Annotated in this window: 12 protein-coding genes; 7 read left to right on the forward strand and 5 right to left on the reverse strand. The window is 66.7% G+C overall.

The genetic code is table 11. From position 1 onward, the window contains the following. Positions 1–22 precede the first annotated feature (22 nt). Together DVS29_RS24150 and DVS29_RS24155 are read left to right on the forward strand one after the other, a co-directional pair. Positions 23–1141: a substrate-binding domain-containing protein gene (locus DVS29_RS24150; RefSeq protein ID WP_240655777.1), complete on the forward strand. Its 1119-nt coding sequence runs from the start codon at positions 23–25 to the stop codon at positions 1139–1141. A gap of 15 nt (positions 1142–1156) precedes the next feature. Beyond that, positions 1157–2647, forward strand: coding sequence for an MFS transporter (locus DVS29_RS24155; RefSeq protein ID WP_118183037.1), 1491 nt, complete (start codon positions 1157–1159; stop codon positions 2645–2647). A gap of 74 nt (positions 2648–2721) precedes the next feature. On the opposite strand, the gene DVS29_RS24160 is transcribed toward DVS29_RS24155, so the two are convergent. Continuing rightward, complete coding sequence (locus DVS29_RS24160) at positions 2722–3777, reverse strand: ABC transporter substrate-binding protein (protein ID WP_240655778.1); 1056 nt, start codon at positions 3775–3777, stop codon at positions 2722–2724. Positions 3778–4079: 302 nt separating this feature from the next. Here DVS29_RS24160 and DVS29_RS24165 point away from each other — a divergent pair, with 302 nt between their 5' ends. From DVS29_RS24165 to DVS29_RS24175, 3 genes are read left to right on the forward strand one after another with little or no spacing between them, the layout of a single operon-like run. After that, complete coding sequence (locus DVS29_RS24165; RefSeq protein WP_118183039.1) at positions 4080–5330, forward strand: SfnB family sulfur acquisition oxidoreductase; 1251 nt, start codon at positions 4080–4082, stop codon at positions 5328–5330. A 3-nt stretch (positions 5331–5333) separates the two neighbouring features. After that, entirely contained in the window at positions 5334–6608 is a 1275-nt protein-coding gene (locus DVS29_RS24170) for an SfnB family sulfur acquisition oxidoreductase (protein ID WP_118183040.1), read from the forward strand. Next, positions 6608–7996 (forward strand): LLM class flavin-dependent oxidoreductase, encoded by a 1389-nt coding sequence (locus DVS29_RS24175; protein ID WP_118183041.1) that lies wholly within the window; start codon positions 6608–6610, stop codon positions 7994–7996. The genes DVS29_RS24170 and DVS29_RS24175 overlap by 1 nt, the downstream gene beginning before the upstream one ends. A 12-nt stretch (positions 7997–8008) precedes the next feature. Here the strand turns inward: DVS29_RS24175 and budC are convergent, their stop codons facing one another. Beyond that, a complete protein-coding gene (gene budC / locus DVS29_RS24180; RefSeq protein WP_118183042.1) occupies positions 8009–8791 on the reverse strand; it encodes a meso-2,3-butanediol dehydrogenase in 783 nt (260 codons plus the stop codon). A 191-nt stretch (positions 8792–8982) separates the two neighbouring features. On the opposite strand from budC, the gene DVS29_RS24185 reads away from it, so the two are divergent. Beyond that, complete coding sequence (locus tag DVS29_RS24185) at positions 8983–10005, forward strand: SDR family oxidoreductase (protein WP_118183043.1); 1023 nt, start codon at positions 8983–8985, stop codon at positions 10003–10005. Positions 10006–10046: 41 nt separating this feature from the next. Here the strand turns inward: DVS29_RS24185 and DVS29_RS24190 are convergent, their stop codons facing one another. Next, a complete protein-coding gene (locus tag DVS29_RS24190; protein ID WP_118183044.1) occupies positions 10047–10280 on the reverse strand; it encodes a DUF2795 domain-containing protein in 234 nt (77 codons plus the stop codon). A 182-nt stretch (positions 10281–10462) separates the two neighbouring features. On the opposite strand from DVS29_RS24190, the gene DVS29_RS24195 reads away from it, so the two are divergent. Continuing rightward, positions 10463–11788: a cation:proton antiporter gene (locus DVS29_RS24195; RefSeq protein ID WP_118183057.1), complete on the forward strand. Its 1326-nt coding sequence runs from the start codon at positions 10463–10465 to the stop codon at positions 11786–11788. Between the two features lie 139 nt (positions 11789–11927). Here the strand turns inward: DVS29_RS24195 and DVS29_RS24200 are convergent, their stop codons facing one another. Together DVS29_RS24200 and DVS29_RS24205 are read right to left on the reverse strand one after the other, a co-directional pair. Further along, complete coding sequence (locus DVS29_RS24200; protein ID WP_118183045.1) at positions 11928–16043, reverse strand: CheR family methyltransferase; 4116 nt, start codon at positions 16041–16043, stop codon at positions 11928–11930. 159 nt (positions 16044–16202) lie between these two features. After that, a complete protein-coding gene (locus DVS29_RS24205) occupies positions 16203–16811 on the reverse strand; it encodes a helix-turn-helix domain-containing protein (RefSeq protein ID WP_118183046.1) in 609 nt (202 codons plus the stop codon). Positions 16812–17388: the final 577 nt, after the last annotated feature.

Raw genomic sequence — 17388 nt, forward strand, 5'->3', positions numbered from 1 at the left:
TACGACGAAAGGGGAACTACCAATGACTCGCTCGAACGAGAAAGAAACCGTCACGCGCACCGCAGCCGCGCAGCATCGCCGACGCACATCGCGCATCAGCGCCGCGTTCAGCGCCATCGCACTCGCCACCGCCGCGCTCGGCTTGAGCCACGCGGCGTGCGCGGCCGGCGTGCAGGGCGCGCCGGCGCCGTTCGACAAAGGCGGCGTGAAAATCGCGCTCGTCAACTATCTGTCGACGGGCGACTTCTTCCAGGCCTATGAAGCGGGCGCGCAGAAACAGGCGAAAGCGCTCGGCGTCGATCTGCGCATCTACGAAGGCCGTCAGGACGCGGCCGAAGAGCGCGAGCAGATCCAGCAGGCGATCAGCCTTGACGTATCCGCGATCATCGTGAATCACGGCTTGCCGGAATCGCTCAAAGACGTCGTACAGCGCGCGCTCGACAAGGGCATCAAGGTCGTCGCGTTCGACGTCAACCTCGACAACCCAAAGGTGCCGCAGATCGAACAGAGCGACGAAGACCTCGCGACGCTGCTGCTGCAGCAGGCGGTGAAGGACAACGGCAGCGCGTTTTCAGCGGGCTACGTGTATGTGGCGGGTTTCGCGCCGCTCGATCGCCGCGACGCCGTGTGGCGCACGTTCAAGACCGCGCATCCGGGCGTGCAGGAAAAAGCGCGCTGGGGCACGGTGGACAACCCGATCGCCGAATCCGTCGCGAATCAGGCGGCCGCCGCGTATCGTGCGCATCCGGACATCCGCGTCGTGTTCGCGCCGTACGACGAGTTCGCGCGCGGCGCGAAGCTTGCGGCCGACGAAGCGAACCTCGACGCGAAGCTGCGCATCTACAGCGCGGACATCTCGACGGCCGACATCGAAGCGATCTGTGCGCCGGGCAGCCCGTGGGTCGCGACCGCGGCCACCAATCCGGCGGTGGTCGGCGCGGTGTCGGTGCGCGCCGCGGCGCTGCTGGTGGCGGGACAGGACCCGGGGCGTCACATCAGCGTGAAGCCGACATTGATCACGCGAGACGATCTCGTGAAGAACGACATTCACACGATGGCCGAGCTCGGCGCGAAATTCCCCGCGTTCCGCACGAGCGACGCGGCGACGGCCGCGTGGATTCCGGGCAACCGTAACGACTGATATCGAGGCGCCATCATGTCCACCATCGCCGTACCGTCCAGGTCGGACGAACGCGCCGCCGTCGATGCGGGCGCATCTTCCAGCCGCACCATCATCCGCACCGCGCAGGACGTCGCAAATATCGTGAATGCCGGCGCCGCGCGCGGCAGCAACGCGCGCATCGTGATTGCGATCGCGCTGGGCGGCGTGTTTCTCGACGCCTACGATCTCACGTCGCTCGCCTACGGCGTGAAAGACATCGCGCGCGAATTCGCGCTCACGCCCGTGCAGATAGGCATCGTGTCCGCATCGATTGCGTTCGGCGCGATTCTCGGCGCGCTGTTCGGCGGTTATCTGACTGACCGCATCGGCCGCTATCGTGTCTTCATGGCCGACATGCTGTTCTTCGTCGTGGCCGCGATCGCCGCGGGGCTTGCGCCGAACGTCTGGGTGCTCGGCGGCGCGCGCTTCCTGATGGGCGTCGGCGTCGGGCTCGACCTGCCGGTGGCCATGGCGTTTCTCGCGGAGTTCTCACGGGTGGCGGGGCGCGGCAACAAGGCCGCGAGCGTCGCCGCATGGTGCCCGGCATGGTACGCGGCCACGAGCACCTGCTATCTGCTGATTCTCGCGCTCTACGCGGTGTTGCCCGAGCATCAGCTCGGCTGGCTGTGGCGCGTGACGCTCGCGTTCGGCGCAGTACCCGCGCTCGTGATCATTCTGGTGCGCAGCCGCTATATCAGCGAATCGCCGCTGTGGGCCGCGAATCAGGGCGATCTGGACGAGGCCGCGCGGATCCTCAAACGTTCGTATGGCGTCGATGCGGTGGTGGCACGCGACCTCAGCGGCACGACGGCGGCGACGACCGCACCCCGCTCAGCGCGCTGGCGCAATTACGGTGTCCTGTTCAACGCCACCTACCGCCGCCGCACGATTCTCGCCGCGACGATCGGCGCGGCGTCGTCGTTCGGCTACAACGCGATCGTGTTCGGGTTGCCCGTCATCATCGCGAGCTTCCTGAAGCAGGGGACGCTCACGACCATCGTCGCGTCGCTCACGCTCAACCTGCTGTTCGCGTTCGTGGGCGGATTGATCGGCGTGCGGACCGCGCCGACGATCGGCGCGTGGAAGATGACCGTGGCCGGTCTGACGCTGCAGTTCGTGTCGGTGATCGGACTTGCGCTGATCGGTCATCCGTCGGGCGGCGCGTTCGTCGCGCTCGCGATCCTGCTGCTGGGCGGCTATCTGTTCGGACAGGGCTTCGGTCCGGGCTCGCATGCGATGACGTATGCGTCGCTCAGCTATCCGACCTCGCTTCGCGGCATCGGCGTCGGCTTCAACCAGACGCTCGTGCGTTCGGCATCGACGGTGTCGCTGTTCCTGTTCCCGGTGCTCGCGGCGGCGCTCGGCACGAAGGTGTTCTGGGTGATCGCGTTCGCGCCGCTGACGTCGCTGCTGATGTTGCTCGCGATCCGCTGGGAGCCGTCGGGCTACGACATCGATCGCGAGGATTACGCGGTCGCTAATTGAAGGGGGCGAGACGATGACGCGCGGCAGTTCCGCCGCGCGTTGCATTTCATTCGAATGATTCCGCAGGCATCGCGTCACTGCGCCGCGGTCGTGGCGGATGGCGTCCAGATACGGATATCGGTCGCTTTCAGCGCGTTCGGGATCATGCCGGCCGAGTGATACATGTCCGCGATGCGCTGCTGCTCGCCGAGCTGGTCGCGCTGCACGGGCACGATACGGTAGCTGCGGCGGCTGTTCGCGAGTTCGACCGTCGGCGCCGGAATATTGCGCCAGAGCGGGCTGAGAATCCGCGCGGCGTCCTGCGGGTGCGCCTTCACCCACTGGCCGGTCTCGTCGAGCGCCTGAAACACGGTGCGCAGTACGTCCGGATGGTTCGCGGGGAATGATGTTTTTGCGGTATAGAAGCGGTTGTACTGCACGAGTCCATCACGGCCGTCGGCAATCACGCGCGCCTTGCCATCGCGCTGTTCGGCCGCGAGGAACGGATCCCAGATCACCCAGGCGTCGATGTTGCCGCCGCGGAACGCGGCGAGCGCATCGGGCGCTTCCAGATATCGCACGTTGACGTCGTTGACCGCGAGGCCAGCCTTGCGCAACGCGGCCAGCAGCAGATAGTGGCAGCCCGAGCCTTTGGCCACCGCGATGCGCTTGTGCCTCAGATCGGCGACGCTATGGATGGTCGAATCCGACGGCACGATGATAGCCTGCGCGGAGGGTGCGGATGTCTCTTCCGCGTAGTAGGTGAGCGGCGCGCTGGCGGCTTGCGTGAAGAGTGCGAATGCGTCCGCGACATCCGCGTTCAGATCGACGCTTGCGCTGTTCATGGACTCGAGCAGTTCTGCCGATATTTCATGCCAGCTGACGTCGTAGCCCTGCGCGTTGAGCCGCTTCTCGAGTTCGCCGCTGCGCTTGAGCAGGGTGAAGAGTGTCGACGAGCGCTGATAGCTGATCGACACCGTCTCGCGTGCAACGGCGCTTCCGCACCATGCGGCGGCGGTGAGCGCGACCCCTGCGCCAAGCACGGCACACGTGAGCTTGCGACGCAGCGTGTGCGGCGTGCGAAGCGTCGCCGCCATATGTGACGCGCGAAGCACGCGCAGCGAGCGAACGACCTGACGGAAAGCGTGCATGACGAAAGGCCCCGTTTGATGTGGAGCCGCCGACTATAGAGGAGCAGCGCGCGCGTCCAAATCTCGATCTCGCGGATCGATAGCGCCAAACGCGCGTTGCGTTGCGTCCCCGCCCCGCGCGAAGCCGTAAGCACGAGTGCCGATAAGCAATTGCCAAATCGCTGGTAGGCGCCGCCGCCGCGCGCTGGTCCAATGGAGGCTTGCCCGTCGATGCGACGCGCGCGGCGAATCCGTCCCGTGACGGCGCAACGCGCGAGCCACGAAGCGGGCGATCCCGTCAGCCCGATCCCGAATCGATTACCATGCCGACACACCACGCCACACCCGATAGCGGCCGCGTTCCGCCACCGCCCGACCCCAGCCGGGTGCAACGCATTGCCGGCGACGCCGCCGCGCTCGCCGCCGCGCGCACGCTTGCGGCAAGCTTCGCGGGCGGCGCGTCCGAACGTGACCGCGAACGTCGTCTGCCGTGGGCGGAACTCGATCAGTGGTCGGAAAGCGGGCTCGGCGCGATCACGGTGCCGCGCGACCATGGCGGCGCGGACGTGTCGTTCGCGACGCTCGCCGAGGTGTTCGTGATTCTCTGCGAAGCCGATCCCGCGCTCGGCCAGATTCCTCAGAACCACTTCGGCGTGCTGGGCGTGCTGCGCGAAATCGGCACGCCTGCGCAGCAGGCGCGCTTCTATCGCGAGGTGCTGGACGGGCGGCGGCTCGGCAACGCCGGGCCCGAGCGCCGCTCGGCGACGTCGCGCACCATTCTGCAGAGCGGGACGCGTCTGCGCGCGACGCCGGATGGCCTGCGCCTGTCGGGGCATCGCTTCTATTCGACGGGCGCGCTGTTCGCGCACCGCGTGCCCGCCCGCGCCACCGACGACGAAGGTCGCGCGGTCCAGGTGTGGGTGCCGCGCGATGCGCCGGGCCTGTCCGTGATCGACGACTGGAGCGCGTTCGGCCAGCGGACCACCGCGAGCGGCAGCGTCGTATTCGACCACGTGCCGATCGATCCGGACGACGTGTTGCCGGTCTGGCAACTGGCCGACCGGCCGGGTCTCTTCGGCCCGACCTCGCAGTTGATCCAGGTGGCCATCGATCAGGGCATCGCGCAGGCCGCGATGGAGGACGCACTCGCGTTCGTGCGCGACCGCGCGCGGCCGTGGATCGACTCGGGGCTGGAACGCGCAACCGACGACCCGTACATCATCGGCGACGTCGGCCGTCTGCTGGTGGATCTGCATGCCGCGCATGCGGTGCTGCTCGAAGCAGGGCACGCGCTGGATGCGATCGCGGCAGCGCCGCTCGATGCCGATGCGAGCGCGCGCGCCTCCGTTGCGGTGGCCGAAGCGAAGGTGCTGACCACGCGGATCGCGCTCGATGCGAGCGAAAAGCTCTTCGAACTCGCGGGCTCAGCGTCCACGCGCGCCGCGCACAACCTGGACCGCCACTGGCGCAACGCGCGCACGCACACGTTGCACGATCCGCTGCGCTGGAAGCTGCATCTGCTCGGCAATTACCACCTGAATCATGTGTTGCCTGCACGGCATTCGTGGAACTGAACGATGAAGACCGATCTTGCTGCCGCACTCGATGAGCGTGTGGGTTCCACCGCATCCGGCGTTTTACATGGAGTCGGCTCTTCGATACCCGCCGTGCCCGCACGCATTGCCAGCGATGCGGAAGCGCTGGAAGCCACGCGCAAGCTCGCCGCCCAGTTCGCCGTGGATGCCGCGTTGCGCGACCGCGAACGGGTATTGCCATGGGCCGAGCTCGACGCGTTCGTCGCGAGCGGCCTGTGGACCATCACCGTGCCGCGCGAGTACGGCGGCCCGGCCGTGACGGCGGGCACACTCGCTGAAGTGACGGCGACGATCTCTGCGGCCGACGGCTCGCTCGGCCAGATTCCGCAGAATCATTTCTACGCGCTCGAAGTGCTGCGCGTGGGCGGCAGCGCCCAGCAGCAGCGCTTTTTCTACGAACGTGTGCTGGCAGGGGAGCGCTTCGGCAATGCGCTCGCCGAAATCGGCCAGCGGGATTTCACGCGTCGCACCCGGCTCACGCGTGCGGCCGACGGCTGGCATGTGGACGGCCGCAAGTTCTATTGCACCGGTGCGTTGTACGCGCACTGGGTCCCGACCCTCGTCGTGGCCGAAGAGGACGGTCGCGACGTTACGTGGTTCGTGTTCGTGCCGCGCAACGCGCCCGGCGTGACGGTGACCGACGACTGGGACGGTTTCGGTCAGCGCGTGACGGGCAGCGGCTCCGTGCAGTTCGAGCACGTGCGCGTCGAGCCGGGTTGGGTCGTGCCGTTCCAGAGCTCGTTCGAACGGCCGACGACGATCGGACCGCTCGCGCAGATCATGCACGCGGCGATCGATCTGGGCCAGGCGCGCGGTGCGTTCGCGGCCGCGCTCGACCTCGTGCGCGAGCACGCGCGGCCCTGGATCGACGCGAAGGTCGAACGCGCCGCCGACGATCCGCTCGCCATCGCGCAGTTCGGCGATCTTGCGGCGCGGTTGCGCGCGGCCGAAGCGCTGCTGCGCCGCGCGGGCCGCTTCGTCGATGCGGCGCAGGCCGCGCCGGACGAACACTCGGTGGCTGAAGCTTCGATCGCGGTGGCCGAGGCGCGCGCCGCGACTACCACGATTTCGCTCGACGCGGGCTCGCGCCTCTTCGAACTCGCAGGCACGGCGGCGACGCTCGACGGTCTCGGCCTCGACCGCTTCTGGCGCAACGCGCGCACGCACACGCTGCACGACCCGGTGCACTGGAAATACCACGCAATCGGCAACTTCCATCTGAACGGCAAGCGGCCGCCGCGGCACGGAGCGCTGTAATGGCAAGGAAACAGATCCTGCTCAACGCGTTCAACATGAACTGCGTAGGCCACATCAATCACGGGTTGTGGACGCATCCGCGCGACCGTTCGTCCGGCTACCGGCTGCTGCCGTACTGGACCGAACTCGCCCGCACGCTCGAGCGGGGCCTGTTTGACGGGCTCTTTCTCGCGGATATCGTCGGCGTGTACGACGTGTACCGGCGCAACGTCGACGTGACGCTCGCCGAATCGATCCAGCTGCCGCTCAACGATCCGACGCTGCTCGTGTCTGCAATGGGTGCCGTCACGCAGCATCTCGGCTTCGGCGTGACCGTGAATCTCTCGTACGAAGAGCCGTATCTGCTCGCGCGGCGTTTCTCGACGCTCGATCATCTGACGGAAGGGCGCATCGGCTGGAATATCGTCACCGGCTATCTGGACAGCGCCGCGCGCGCGATGGGCCGGCGCGAGCAGTTGCCGCACGACGAACGCTACGATCGCGCGGACGAATATCTCGACGTGCTTTACAAGCTGTGGGAAGGCAGCTGGGAAGACGATGCGGTGCGTCGCGACAAAACGGCGCGCATCTACGCGGACGCAACGAAGGTGCATCGTATCCAGCACGCGGGGCGCTACTACACCGTGGACGGTTATCACCTGGCGGAGCCGTCGCCGCAGCGCACGCCGGTGCTGTTCCAGGCGGGCAGTTCTGGGCGCGGGCAGCGCTTTGCCGCGCGTCACGCGGAATGCGTGTTCATCTCGCCGCCGAACCGCGAGGTGGGACGCGAGACGGTGCGCACGCTGCGCGCGCAACTCGTCGAAGCGGGGCGTCGCCCGGACGACGTGAAGGTGTTCGTCGGTGCGGTGGTGGTAACGGGCCGCACCGGAGCCGAAGCGCGCGAGCTGCACGCCGAGTATCTGCGCTATGCGAGCCCCGAGGCAGGCCTCGCGCATTTCGCGGCGAGCACCGGCATCGATTACGCGCAGTACGACCTTGACGAGCCGGTCGACTATGCTCCGACCAACGCGATCGAATCGGCGACGCGCACCGCGAAGGCGCATGGCTGGACCCGCCGCAAGCTGCTCGAGATGTTTGCGCTGGGCGGGCGCTATCCCGCGATCGTTGGCACGCCCGCGCAGGTTGCCGATGAACTGCAGCAGTGGGTCGACGAAGCGGATGTCGATGGCTTCAATCTCAGCCGCACCGTGGTGCCGGAAAGCTACGCGCAGTTCGTCGATCTCGTGGTGCCCGAGTTGCAGGATCGCGGCATCTACAAGACCGCGTACGCGGACGGTGCGCTGCGTCACAAGCTATTCGGCTCGGGTGACCGCTTGCCTGCGCGGCACGCTGGCGCCAGCTTTCGTGCGGATGCAGGGGCACTTTCAACCGCGAATGGGCCGCAGTAGTCGCATTTCAGCTCAAGCCTGCTTCGGTTGCCCGTTGGACGCGCTCAAGCCGCCATCCACCGGCAGATTCACGCCGGTGATGAAGCGCGCGTCCTCGCTGGCGAGAAACGCGATCGCAGCCGCCACGTCTTCCGGCTCCGCATACGGCGTGGAGCGCGACCCAGCCAGCGGAATGCGCGAGCGAAACGCGTTCATCAGCTGATCGTCCGCGAGCATGTCTTCGGTCAGATCGGTCGCGGTGAGCGACGGACACACCGCGTTGACGCGGATCCCGTCCAACGCACAATCGAGCGCCACCGCGCGCGTGAAGTTCGTCACCGCGCCTTTCGCGGCATTGTAGAAGCTCATCCCCCAGTCGCCTCCGAGCCCCGATACCGACGACACATTGACGATCGAGCCGCGCGTCTCTTTCAGGTGCGGTATTGCCATCCGGCAGCCGTAGAACACGCCGCTTACGTCGGTCGCAAGCGCATCGTGCCACGCTTCAACGGGCAGTTCGGTGACGGCGCCGGTCGGCGCGACGCCCGCGTTGTTCACCATCACGTCGAGCTGTGCGAAGCGCTCCAGCGCGGCAGCGACGAGCGCCGCGACATCGTGCAGCTGACGCACGTCGGCAGCGTGCACGAGCGTGCGGTCAGCGGGGAGGCCGGTTGCGATCTTCTCCAGCTTGTCGACGGTGCGGCCGCACAGCACCACGCTCGCGCCTTCATCGGAGAAACGCTTCGCGGTCGCCGCGCCGATTCCGGAACCCGCTCCGGTGACGATCACGACCTTGTCTTCGAATCGCTGCTGCATGGCAATCTCCCGGTCACACGCATAGACAGGTGAGCGGCGCGCAAGCGATGTGCCATTTGCGTTATCTGCAGACGTTAAGGAGCGGCGGCGGCTTGCCCAGGCATCGTGGCTCGCGGCTTGCGGCGCAGCCGGGTAGTGCTGATGCCGATCGCGCGATTGGCCTACCTGGAAGCAGCGAGCAAAGGACAGACATGGAACGGAACACGGCTTTAAGAACGATAGTGGTCACCGGCGCGACGGCCGGTGTCGGACGCGCGACCGCGCTCGCGTTCGCACAGCGCGGCGCGAACGTCGCGCTGATCGCGCGCGATACCGATGCGCTCGAAGCAACCGCCGCCGACATCCGCGCGCTCGGCGTCGACGCGTTGCAGATCGCGCTCGACGTCAGCGACGCGGATGCGGTCGAGGCCGCCGCGGAGCGCGTTGAACGCGAGCTGGGGCCGATCGACGTGTGGGTGAACAACGCGATGCTGACGGTGTTCTCACCCGTCACCGAGATCACCGCCGACGAATTTGCGCGCGTGACTAACGTCACGTATCTGGGTTTCGTATGGGGATCGATGGCGGCTGCGAAACGGATGATCGCGCGCAATCGCGGCACGATCGTGCAGGTGGGCTCCGCGCTCGCGTATCGATCGATTCCATTGCAGTCCGCGTATTGCGGCGCGAAACACGCGATCCGTGGTTTCACTGACGCATTGCGCTGCGAGCTGCTGCATCTGAAAAGCCGCGTGCATGTGACGATGGTGCAGATGCCGGCGCTCAACACGCCGCAGTTCGACTGGGCGGATTCGCACATGCCGCGCGCGCCGCGTCCGGTCGCACCGATCTTTCAGCCGGAGGTCGCGGCGCGCGCGATCGTGTGGGCGGCGACGCACCGGCGTCGCGAGCTGTATGTCGGCAGTTCGACGCTGAAAGCGATTCTCGCGAACAAGCTGGCGCCGGGGTGGCTCGATCATTACCTCGGCCGGACCGGTTACCGCGCTCAGGAGGACCCGAGAAGGTCGCCGTCGGATGCCACGCGCTCGAACCTGTGGAAGCCGATCACGGGGCTGCATCGTGTGCGCGGCTGCTTCGACGCAGAAGCGACCGCGCGCAGTCCGACGCTGTGGCTCGCGACCCATCGCGGCACGACGCTCGGCATCGTCGGCGCGGCGTTGGCGTTGACGGTGTTTGGATTGAGCGCGGCGGGGCGACGTCGTGCACGGTTTTGACGTGCATCGGAACCTGCGCGCGGCACCTTGCTTCGCTTCGGTCAGTGCAGGCGGGACACTTCCTTCATTACCGCCGAGGCGCTGTCGTAGTGCTGGTCGGGCAACTGGTTCAGCACCGCGACGACCTCCGTATCGGCGCGATTCGAACGCGCGGCTTCGACGAGACGTTCGCGCGTCGTCGGATAGGTCCCGCCGTTCAGCGCCTTTTCGATTTCGACGGGCGGCGGCTTGTCAGGATGCAGATGATTTTGCGCATGAGCGGGATGCTGTGCCATGTGTACTCCGCGATAGAAAAGGGATGGGCTTACGTGGGTTGAGCCCCGCAATCCCGACCTGTCGATCACGAGCGCGTGAAATGCGAGGCGCGGTGTAGGGGGAAGCATCCGGCGTTCCCCGGTCATCGACGGCGGTGGCACGTGTCTTGCAGCCGCAGTGCATCCGGCACAACTTGTCCACGATGAATTCCGAAGCCTTCTGGTTCCTGCTGATCGGCGTGCTGCTGATGTTCGTCGCCCTGGCGCGCGGTCCGATCGCGCGTCTGCCGCTGACGGGCGCAATGATCTATCTCGCGGTGGGCATCGTCGTCGGGCCATCGCTGGCAGGCCTCGTCAACGTCGATCTGATCGGGCGGCCGGCGTTCTTGCGCGTATTCGCCGAGATCGGTCTCGTTGTGTCGCTGTTCGCGATCGGCATGCATCTGCGCGTGCCGATGAAAAGTCCGCTATGGCTGCTACCGCTGCGCCTGGGCGGTCCGGCGATGCTCGTCACCGTCGCGCTGATGACGGCGTTCGGCGTGTGGTTCGGCGACGTATCGTGGGGCGCAGCGCTGTTTCTGGCCGCGGCGCTCGCGCCGACTGATCCGGTGCTCGCGAGCGAACTGCGCGTGACCCAGGCCGGCGACGACGAACCGGTACGCTTCGCGCTGTCCGGCGAAGGCGGCCTCAACGACGGCGCGGCGTGGCCGTTCGCGGTGCTGGGCTTGTGGCTGTGCCACGGCCGTTCGTTCTCGTTCGAAGGCGGGATCGCGTTCGTCGCTTCGGTGCTGTGGGGTGTGGGCGGCGCGCTCATGATCGGCTGGGTGCTGGCAATCGTGTTCGTGCGGGCGGTGGTGTTGCTGCGCACACGCCTCGGCGAAGCGATCGGGCTCGATGGTTTCATCGCGCTCGGTCTGATGGCCGCTTCGTATGGCGCGGCGCTGCTCGCGCATGCATACGGCTTTCTCGCGGTATTCGTCGCGGCCGTCGCGCTGCGCCATGAAGAGCTGCGCGCGACCGGCGAGGCCAACCCCGCCGACGTGCTCGACACCATGCAGCGCGGCGAGACACACGACGTCGCGAAAGACCCGGAACGGGCGCCAGCCTATCTCGCGGAAGCGATGCTCGGCTTCACGCTCGAAATCGAACGGATCGCGGAGTTGTCGCTGATGCTGATCATCGGCTGCGTGGTGTCCGCGCACTGGCGCGCGATGCTCGACGTGCATGCCGTGTTGCCCGCGCTGTTCCTGTTCTTCGTGGTGCGGCCGCTGTCGGTGCTGGTGTCGATGGCGGGCTCGCGGGCGGACCGCGCGCAACGCATGCTGATGGGCTGGATGGGTATTCGCGGCGTCGGCGCGTTCTACTACATTGCGATGGGCATCGACGAAACCCGCGGCGCGCTGCGGCCTTTGTTGCCAGTCGTGCTGGATACGATCGTGCTGTCGGTGCTGCTGCACGGTTCGACGGCGGGCTATGCGCTTGCGCGGTACTTCGACTGGCGTGGGCGGCGTGCGCGGGCAGCGGAGTGATCATGCGGCTCGCGAGCGCCGCTGGACGACGATGCGCTGAGCGGATGCAGGTCTGACTTGTTCGCTGACGGGCCGGCCGCGCGCGGCCATGCAGCCGGCGCGTCCACATTCGTGCTTCGTGTGCTGCCGAAGCTGATGCTCAGGCCGTGGTCGTCCCCGGACTCTGCTGCTGCGCGCGCCGCTCCGCGCGCAGGCGCGCGACGGTTGTGAGCAGATCGTCCATCGCAACCGGCTTCCTCAGATGCGCGTCGAAGCCCGCCTCCAGCGCGGCGCTGATGTCGTCCGCAAGGCTGTAGCCGCTCATCGCGATGCAGATGGTCTGCTCGTGGTTCGGCAAGCGGCGCACGTGCCGCACGAACTTCAGCCCGTCCATGCCCGGCATACCGACGTCGGACAGCACGACGTCCGCGCTCTCGTGCTTGAGCGCTTTGAGCGCTTCCTCGCCGCTCGTCGCGGTGACCACCGTCGCGCCTTCGCTTTCGAGCAGCAACTGGAAGGTCTCGACCGTGACCGCGTCGTCGTCGACGATCAGCACGCGTTGCGCGTGCAGCGACGCGACGTAGTCGTGATGCGACCGCGACGCGCCGGCGGGCAGGTTCCTCACCGGCAGACTGACGCTGAAGGTCGCGCCACGCCCAGGGCCTTTCGATTCCGCGCGCACGTCGCCGCCCTGCAGACCGACGAGTTCTTTCACCAGCGCGAGGCCGATGCCGAGCCCGCCGCGGCGCGGTGAGTGCCGGCTCTGCTGGAACATGTCGAACACGTGCGGCAGGAACGCGGCATCGATACCCGCGCCGTTGTCGGCCACGCTGAGCGCGGCCGTCGGGCCGTCCACCACCAGCGACAGCGCGATCCGTCCGCCGGTGCCGGTGAACTTCAGCGCGTTGCTGACGAGGTTCCAGACGATCTGCTCGAGACGCGTGATGTCGGCATAGACGATCACCGGCTGCCCGGGCGCGTCGACCTCGATCTCGATCTGGCGCTGCTGCGCCTCGTCCTGCACGGCGGACGCAATGCGCGCGGTGACTTCGCGCAGATCGAACGCGGTGCGCACGATCGACAGCTTGCCGGTCCGCACGCGCGAAATATCGAGCAGGTCGTCGATGATCTGCGCCTGGCTCAGCACCGTGCGCCGGATCGTGTCGCTCGCGCGCGACAGGTTCAGGTTCTGGCGCGTTTCCGGCGCGCGCGCGATTAGCTCCGCGCTCGCCGAGATCAGGTTGAGCGGATGCTTGAGTTCGTGCGACACGACCGCGAGGAATTCGTCGCGGCGGCGTTCCGCGTCGAGTTCGCGCGCGGTCTGCCGGTCGCTGCCGTGCGCGCCGGTATCGAAGCCCGGCTGCGTCTGTTCGCCGAAGTCGCGCGCGATGCGGGCAAACCCGCTGACGCCGTCGTCGTCGAGCCTGAACAGCACGCCGCTCGCATAGAAACGCGTGCCGTCCTTGCGCACCTGCCAACGGCTTTCCTCGATGCGGCCGCGTGCGCGCGCCAGCTCGAACTCCTGCTGTGGAATGCCGCGTTCGCGGTCTTCCTCGACGAACAGGCGCGCGGGCGACGTGCCGATCATTTCCGCTTCGGTATAGCCGAACAGACGCTGCGCGCCGGCGTTCCAGCTGGTGACCGCGCCTTCGTCATCGAACGTGACGATCGCGTAGTCGCGCGTGCCTTCCGCGACGATGCGCATGCGCCGTTCGCCTTCGCGCAGCTCGTCTTCCGCCTTGCGGCGCGCAGTGATGTCGATGAACGACAGCACCGCGCCGTCGATGCGGTCTTCAGTGGTGCGGTATGGCACGAGGCGTGCGAGATACCAGCGGCCGTCAGTGCTCTTCAGTTCGCGTTCGATGAGGCGCAGCGAATCGAACGCTTCGGCCGCGTCGTCCGCGAGCTTCGGATAGTCGAGCCGGTGCGTGATGTCGAGCAGCGACCGGCCGATATCCGACGGGATGATGCTGAGCACGTCGATCGCACGCGGCGTAAAGCGCTTGATGCGGATATTGCGGTCGACGAAGATCGTGCCGATGTCGTTCGCCGCGATCAGGTTCTGCAGGTCGTCGTTGATCTTGCCAGTCTCCTCGACCTTCGACTTCAGCTCGGCGTTGACCGTGGTGAGCTCTTCGTTGATGGATTGCAGCTCCTCCTTGCTGGCTTCGAGTTCCTCGGTGGCGGAGCGCAGTTCTTCGTTGATTGCCTGCAGTTCCTCGCTCGATGCCTTCAGCTCTTCCGTCGAGGTTTCCGACTGTTCGATGGTGGACTGCAGCTGTTCCTTCGTGCGCTGCAGTTCGCGTTCGAGCTGCGTGATGATCGGGTCCTTCTGCGCATCCTGGGCGGCTACGTCGGTGTGCCCCATGCTGTCTTCCACTTCGTCGAACAGCACCAGCACGAAGTCGGCATTGGCTTCCGGGTCGTGCGTGGGGCGCGCGGTCATGCTGACGAAGTACGAGCGTCCGTCGCGATCCACGCGAATGCGCCGCGTCTCGACGCTACGGTTCGTGTGCAGCGCCTGGTAGATCACCGTGCGCAGTTCGAGGCGCAACTCGGGCCGCACCGCGGTGATGATGTTGTGCGACGGCTCGCCGCCCGCGTACTGCAGGAAGCGGCCCGCGCGATCGGACAGGTGCACGATTTCGGAGTCCCGGTTCACCAGCACGCTGGGCGGCGCGTACTGCTCGACGAGCCGCTGGTGCAGGTCGCCGTAGGAAAAGCGCCGGCTGCCGGGCGGCAGCACGGTGGCGACCAGCGGGCGCGACTCAAGGGAGCCGGTGGTGGATGCCTGGATCGGCGTATCGGTGCGCGACCTGACGTTCGCGCGATAGATGCGGTGGCGCTTGTCGAGCACCGAGAAAAGCGAGCCCACGCCGTCCGCGGATTCGGAACCGCCGAGGAACAGCACGCCGCCCGGCCGCAGAGCGAAGTGGAACATCTTCAGCACGTCAAGCTGCGCTTCGCGGTCGAGATAGATCAGCAGATTGCGGCAGCAGATCAGGTCGAGCCGCGAAAACGGCGGATCGCTCAGCACGTTGTGCTGCGCGAACAGCGTGCGCTCGCGCAGCTCTGTCTGCACGCGATAGTGATTGCCGTCGCGCGTGAAATACTGGCGCGCCCGCGTAGACGACACATCGGTGAGAATCGACTCGGGGTACAGGCCGCTGCGCGCGATGTTGATCGCGCGCTCGTCGATGTCGGTAGCGAACACCTGGTATTCGGTGAGCTGCGCCGAGCGGGCCGCGCATTCGCCGAGCAGGATCGCGAGCGTGTACGCTTCCTCGCCGGTCGCGCAGCCGACCGACCACACGCGGATGCGATCCTGGCCGCGCTCCTGCGTGAACATCGGCGGCAGCACCTCCTTTTCGAGCACCTGGAAGGCGTCGGTGTCGCGGAAGAAATTCGTCACGCTGATCAGCATGTCCTGCAGCAGTGCCTGGGTTTCGTCGGGATGCAGGTGCAGATGATCACGATACGCTTGGATGTCGAGCGTGCCGTTGACCTGCATGCGCCGCTCGATTCTTCGCAGCACCGTGGCACGCTTGTAATGGCGGAAATCGTGGCCGGTGCGCGTGCGCAGCATCACCATGATTTCGCGCAGCGCGCGCTCGTTGCTCTCCGCATCGACGATGTCGCTCTGGTCACCGGGCCGCTGCTCGGACCGGCCGAGCAGCACCGGGCTCGAGATGTCCATCAGGTACTGCGGCATCTCGGCGGCTGTCAGCACGAAGTCGACGACGCCGGCGGCGATCGCTTCGCGCGGCATGCTGTCGTATTCGGCTTCCGAAGGATCCTGCGCGACCGTGATGCCGCCCATCTCCTTGATGCGCGCGAGACCCGCGCAGCCATCGGGGCCGGCGCCGGACATCACGATGCCGATCGCGCGTTCACGGTGCAATTCGCCGAGCGTGCGGAAGAACAGATCGATCGCCGCGCGCCGCCCTTCGTCATTGCTGGCGGGCCGCACGCGCAGGTAGTCATCCACCGTGGTGAGTTCGATCTTCGGCGTGATCAGGTAGACGTGATCGACGAGGATCGGGCACGGCTGCGTGACGCGCACGACGGGCATGTCGGTCACTTTCTGCAGCAGTTCCGCGAGGTTGCTTTCGTGATCCGGCGACAGATGCATCACGATCACGAAGGCCATTCCGCAATGGGATGGCATGGTCTCGAACAGATCCAGCAACGGCTTGAGCCCGCCCGCGGATGCGCCGATACCGACGATCCGGTGGGTAAGCTGACCGTGCAGATGCTGCACTTTTCGCTTAACCATCAACGCATATCCTCGAACGTGTGGAACCGCCTTCGCAATCTGGCGGCGCTCTGAGTCGGGCAAGCGGCATCAATGGACGCCTCTCAACCCGCAATTGTCTCCGACCTGCATTCAACGCGAAACCGGCCAGACATTCCGGCCACTTCACCTCATTTCACTTCACGCCGCGGCCTGACGTCGCTCGCGCGCGGCCGGTGCGCCATTTCGGATGCGCAGCACGGTCTGCCGCGACGTATTGAAGCGCCGGGCGATTTCCGCGACCGGCAGGCCCTTGTGCAACAGCGCGAGCACGCTCTTGCGCTCCTCGGCGGACAGTGCCGGTGGCCGGCCTGGCCGGCGTCCGAGCGAACGCGCGACGGAGATGCTTTCCTTGCTGAGCGATTGCCGCGCGTTTGTGTCGAGCTGCACGAGCGAGCGCAGCGCGCGGACCACTGCGGGTTCGGATCGCGACGCGAGATTGACGCGACCGATGTCCAGACAGAAGAGCCGCAGTTCGGCGGTGCGGCAACGGTCGATGGTGGCCAGCACGTCGCGGGTGCTGCAGCCGAGGCACGCGAGGCTTATCGAGACGATCACGTCGTCGCGCACCGCGCGGCGCAGCAGCCCGCGCAGTTGCGGCCGTTCGGCGGCGGCAGTGAAGGGCGGCACGCTGTCGATCGCGATGCGGCCAAGATCGACGGGGTAGCCGGCCCGGTCCACCCGGATCAGGTCTGCCTCGGGAAAATGGCGATCGCCCGGCCGGTTCGCATAAATGTAGGTCCGCTGCAACCTCGGTCTCCTGATGGGGCGGGCAGCTTTCGGCACGCTCGCGTTCGCGACGAGTGTCACGCGCGGCGCGCAATTTGCATGCCGTTGCACGGTCCGTCGAACGACACATCCGGTTGCGCGGCCATGCTTTCCACTGGATTGTAGTGCCCCCGCGCGAGGTCCGGAATACCGGCGTGCAAAGTCGTTCGGGGTGCACGCGGCCTGGCGGATCCGCATCGGCGCGACCCGCCAGCGCGTGTCCGGAACGGCCGGGTATTGGACGATCTGGTTGAAAAAATGGGCTGCTACGATCGATTATCGATGCGCTGGCCCGAGATTGCGGATTGGGGACCAGAGCATGCCGGGAACGGGGCGGGCGGGCCGGGCAGCGGGGCCGGCGACAAAGGCATCCGGATAGCACCACGGGAGAATGAAATGAACGCGTCCCACCCCGTGACCGAGTGAGGGAAAAAGGAAGGGTGGATCCTCACGGGCCAACGGAATCGAAGTGCGCAGGTGGAAAATGCAAGCATTTCCCGGCAACCGGAGGATCCACGATGAACAGTATCGCAGTGGGCGTTGACATCGCCAGGCAGGT

This window comes from Paraburkholderia phosphatilytica (assembly GCF_003443895.1).
In the GTDB taxonomy this organism is placed as follows: domain Bacteria; phylum Pseudomonadota; class Gammaproteobacteria; order Burkholderiales; family Burkholderiaceae; genus Paraburkholderia; species Paraburkholderia phosphatilytica.

What these genes read in the sequence shown, in the direction of transcription:
- DVS29_RS24150 (WP_240655777.1), top strand. Translation starts at nt 23, where the DNA reads ATGACTCGCTCGAACGAGAAAGAAACCGTCACGCGCACCGCAGCCGCG.
- DVS29_RS24155 (WP_118183037.1), top strand. Translation starts at nt 1,157, where the DNA reads ATGTCCACCATCGCCGTACCGTCCAGGTCGGACGAACGCGCCGCCGTC.
- DVS29_RS24160 (WP_240655778.1), bottom strand. Translation starts at nt 3,777, where the DNA reads ATGCACGCTTTCCGTCAGGTCGTTCGCTCGCTGCGCGTGCTTCGCGCG.
- DVS29_RS24165 (WP_118183039.1), top strand. Translation starts at nt 4,080, where the DNA reads ATGCCGACACACCACGCCACACCCGATAGCGGCCGCGTTCCGCCACCG.
- DVS29_RS24170 (WP_118183040.1), top strand. Translation starts at nt 5,334, where the DNA reads ATGAAGACCGATCTTGCTGCCGCACTCGATGAGCGTGTGGGTTCCACC.
- DVS29_RS24175 (WP_118183041.1), top strand. Translation starts at nt 6,608, where the DNA reads ATGGCAAGGAAACAGATCCTGCTCAACGCGTTCAACATGAACTGCGTA.
- budC (WP_118183042.1), bottom strand. Translation starts at nt 8,791, where the DNA reads ATGCAGCAGCGATTCGAAGACAAGGTCGTGATCGTCACCGGAGCGGGT.
- DVS29_RS24185 (WP_118183043.1), top strand. Translation starts at nt 8,983, where the DNA reads ATGGAACGGAACACGGCTTTAAGAACGATAGTGGTCACCGGCGCGACG.
- DVS29_RS24190 (WP_118183044.1), bottom strand. Translation starts at nt 10,280, where the DNA reads ATGGCACAGCATCCCGCTCATGCGCAAAATCATCTGCATCCTGACAAG.
- DVS29_RS24195 (WP_118183057.1), top strand. Translation starts at nt 10,463, where the DNA reads ATGAATTCCGAAGCCTTCTGGTTCCTGCTGATCGGCGTGCTGCTGATG.
- DVS29_RS24200 (WP_118183045.1), bottom strand. Translation starts at nt 16,043, where the DNA reads ATGGTTAAGCGAAAAGTGCAGCATCTGCACGGTCAGCTTACCCACCGG.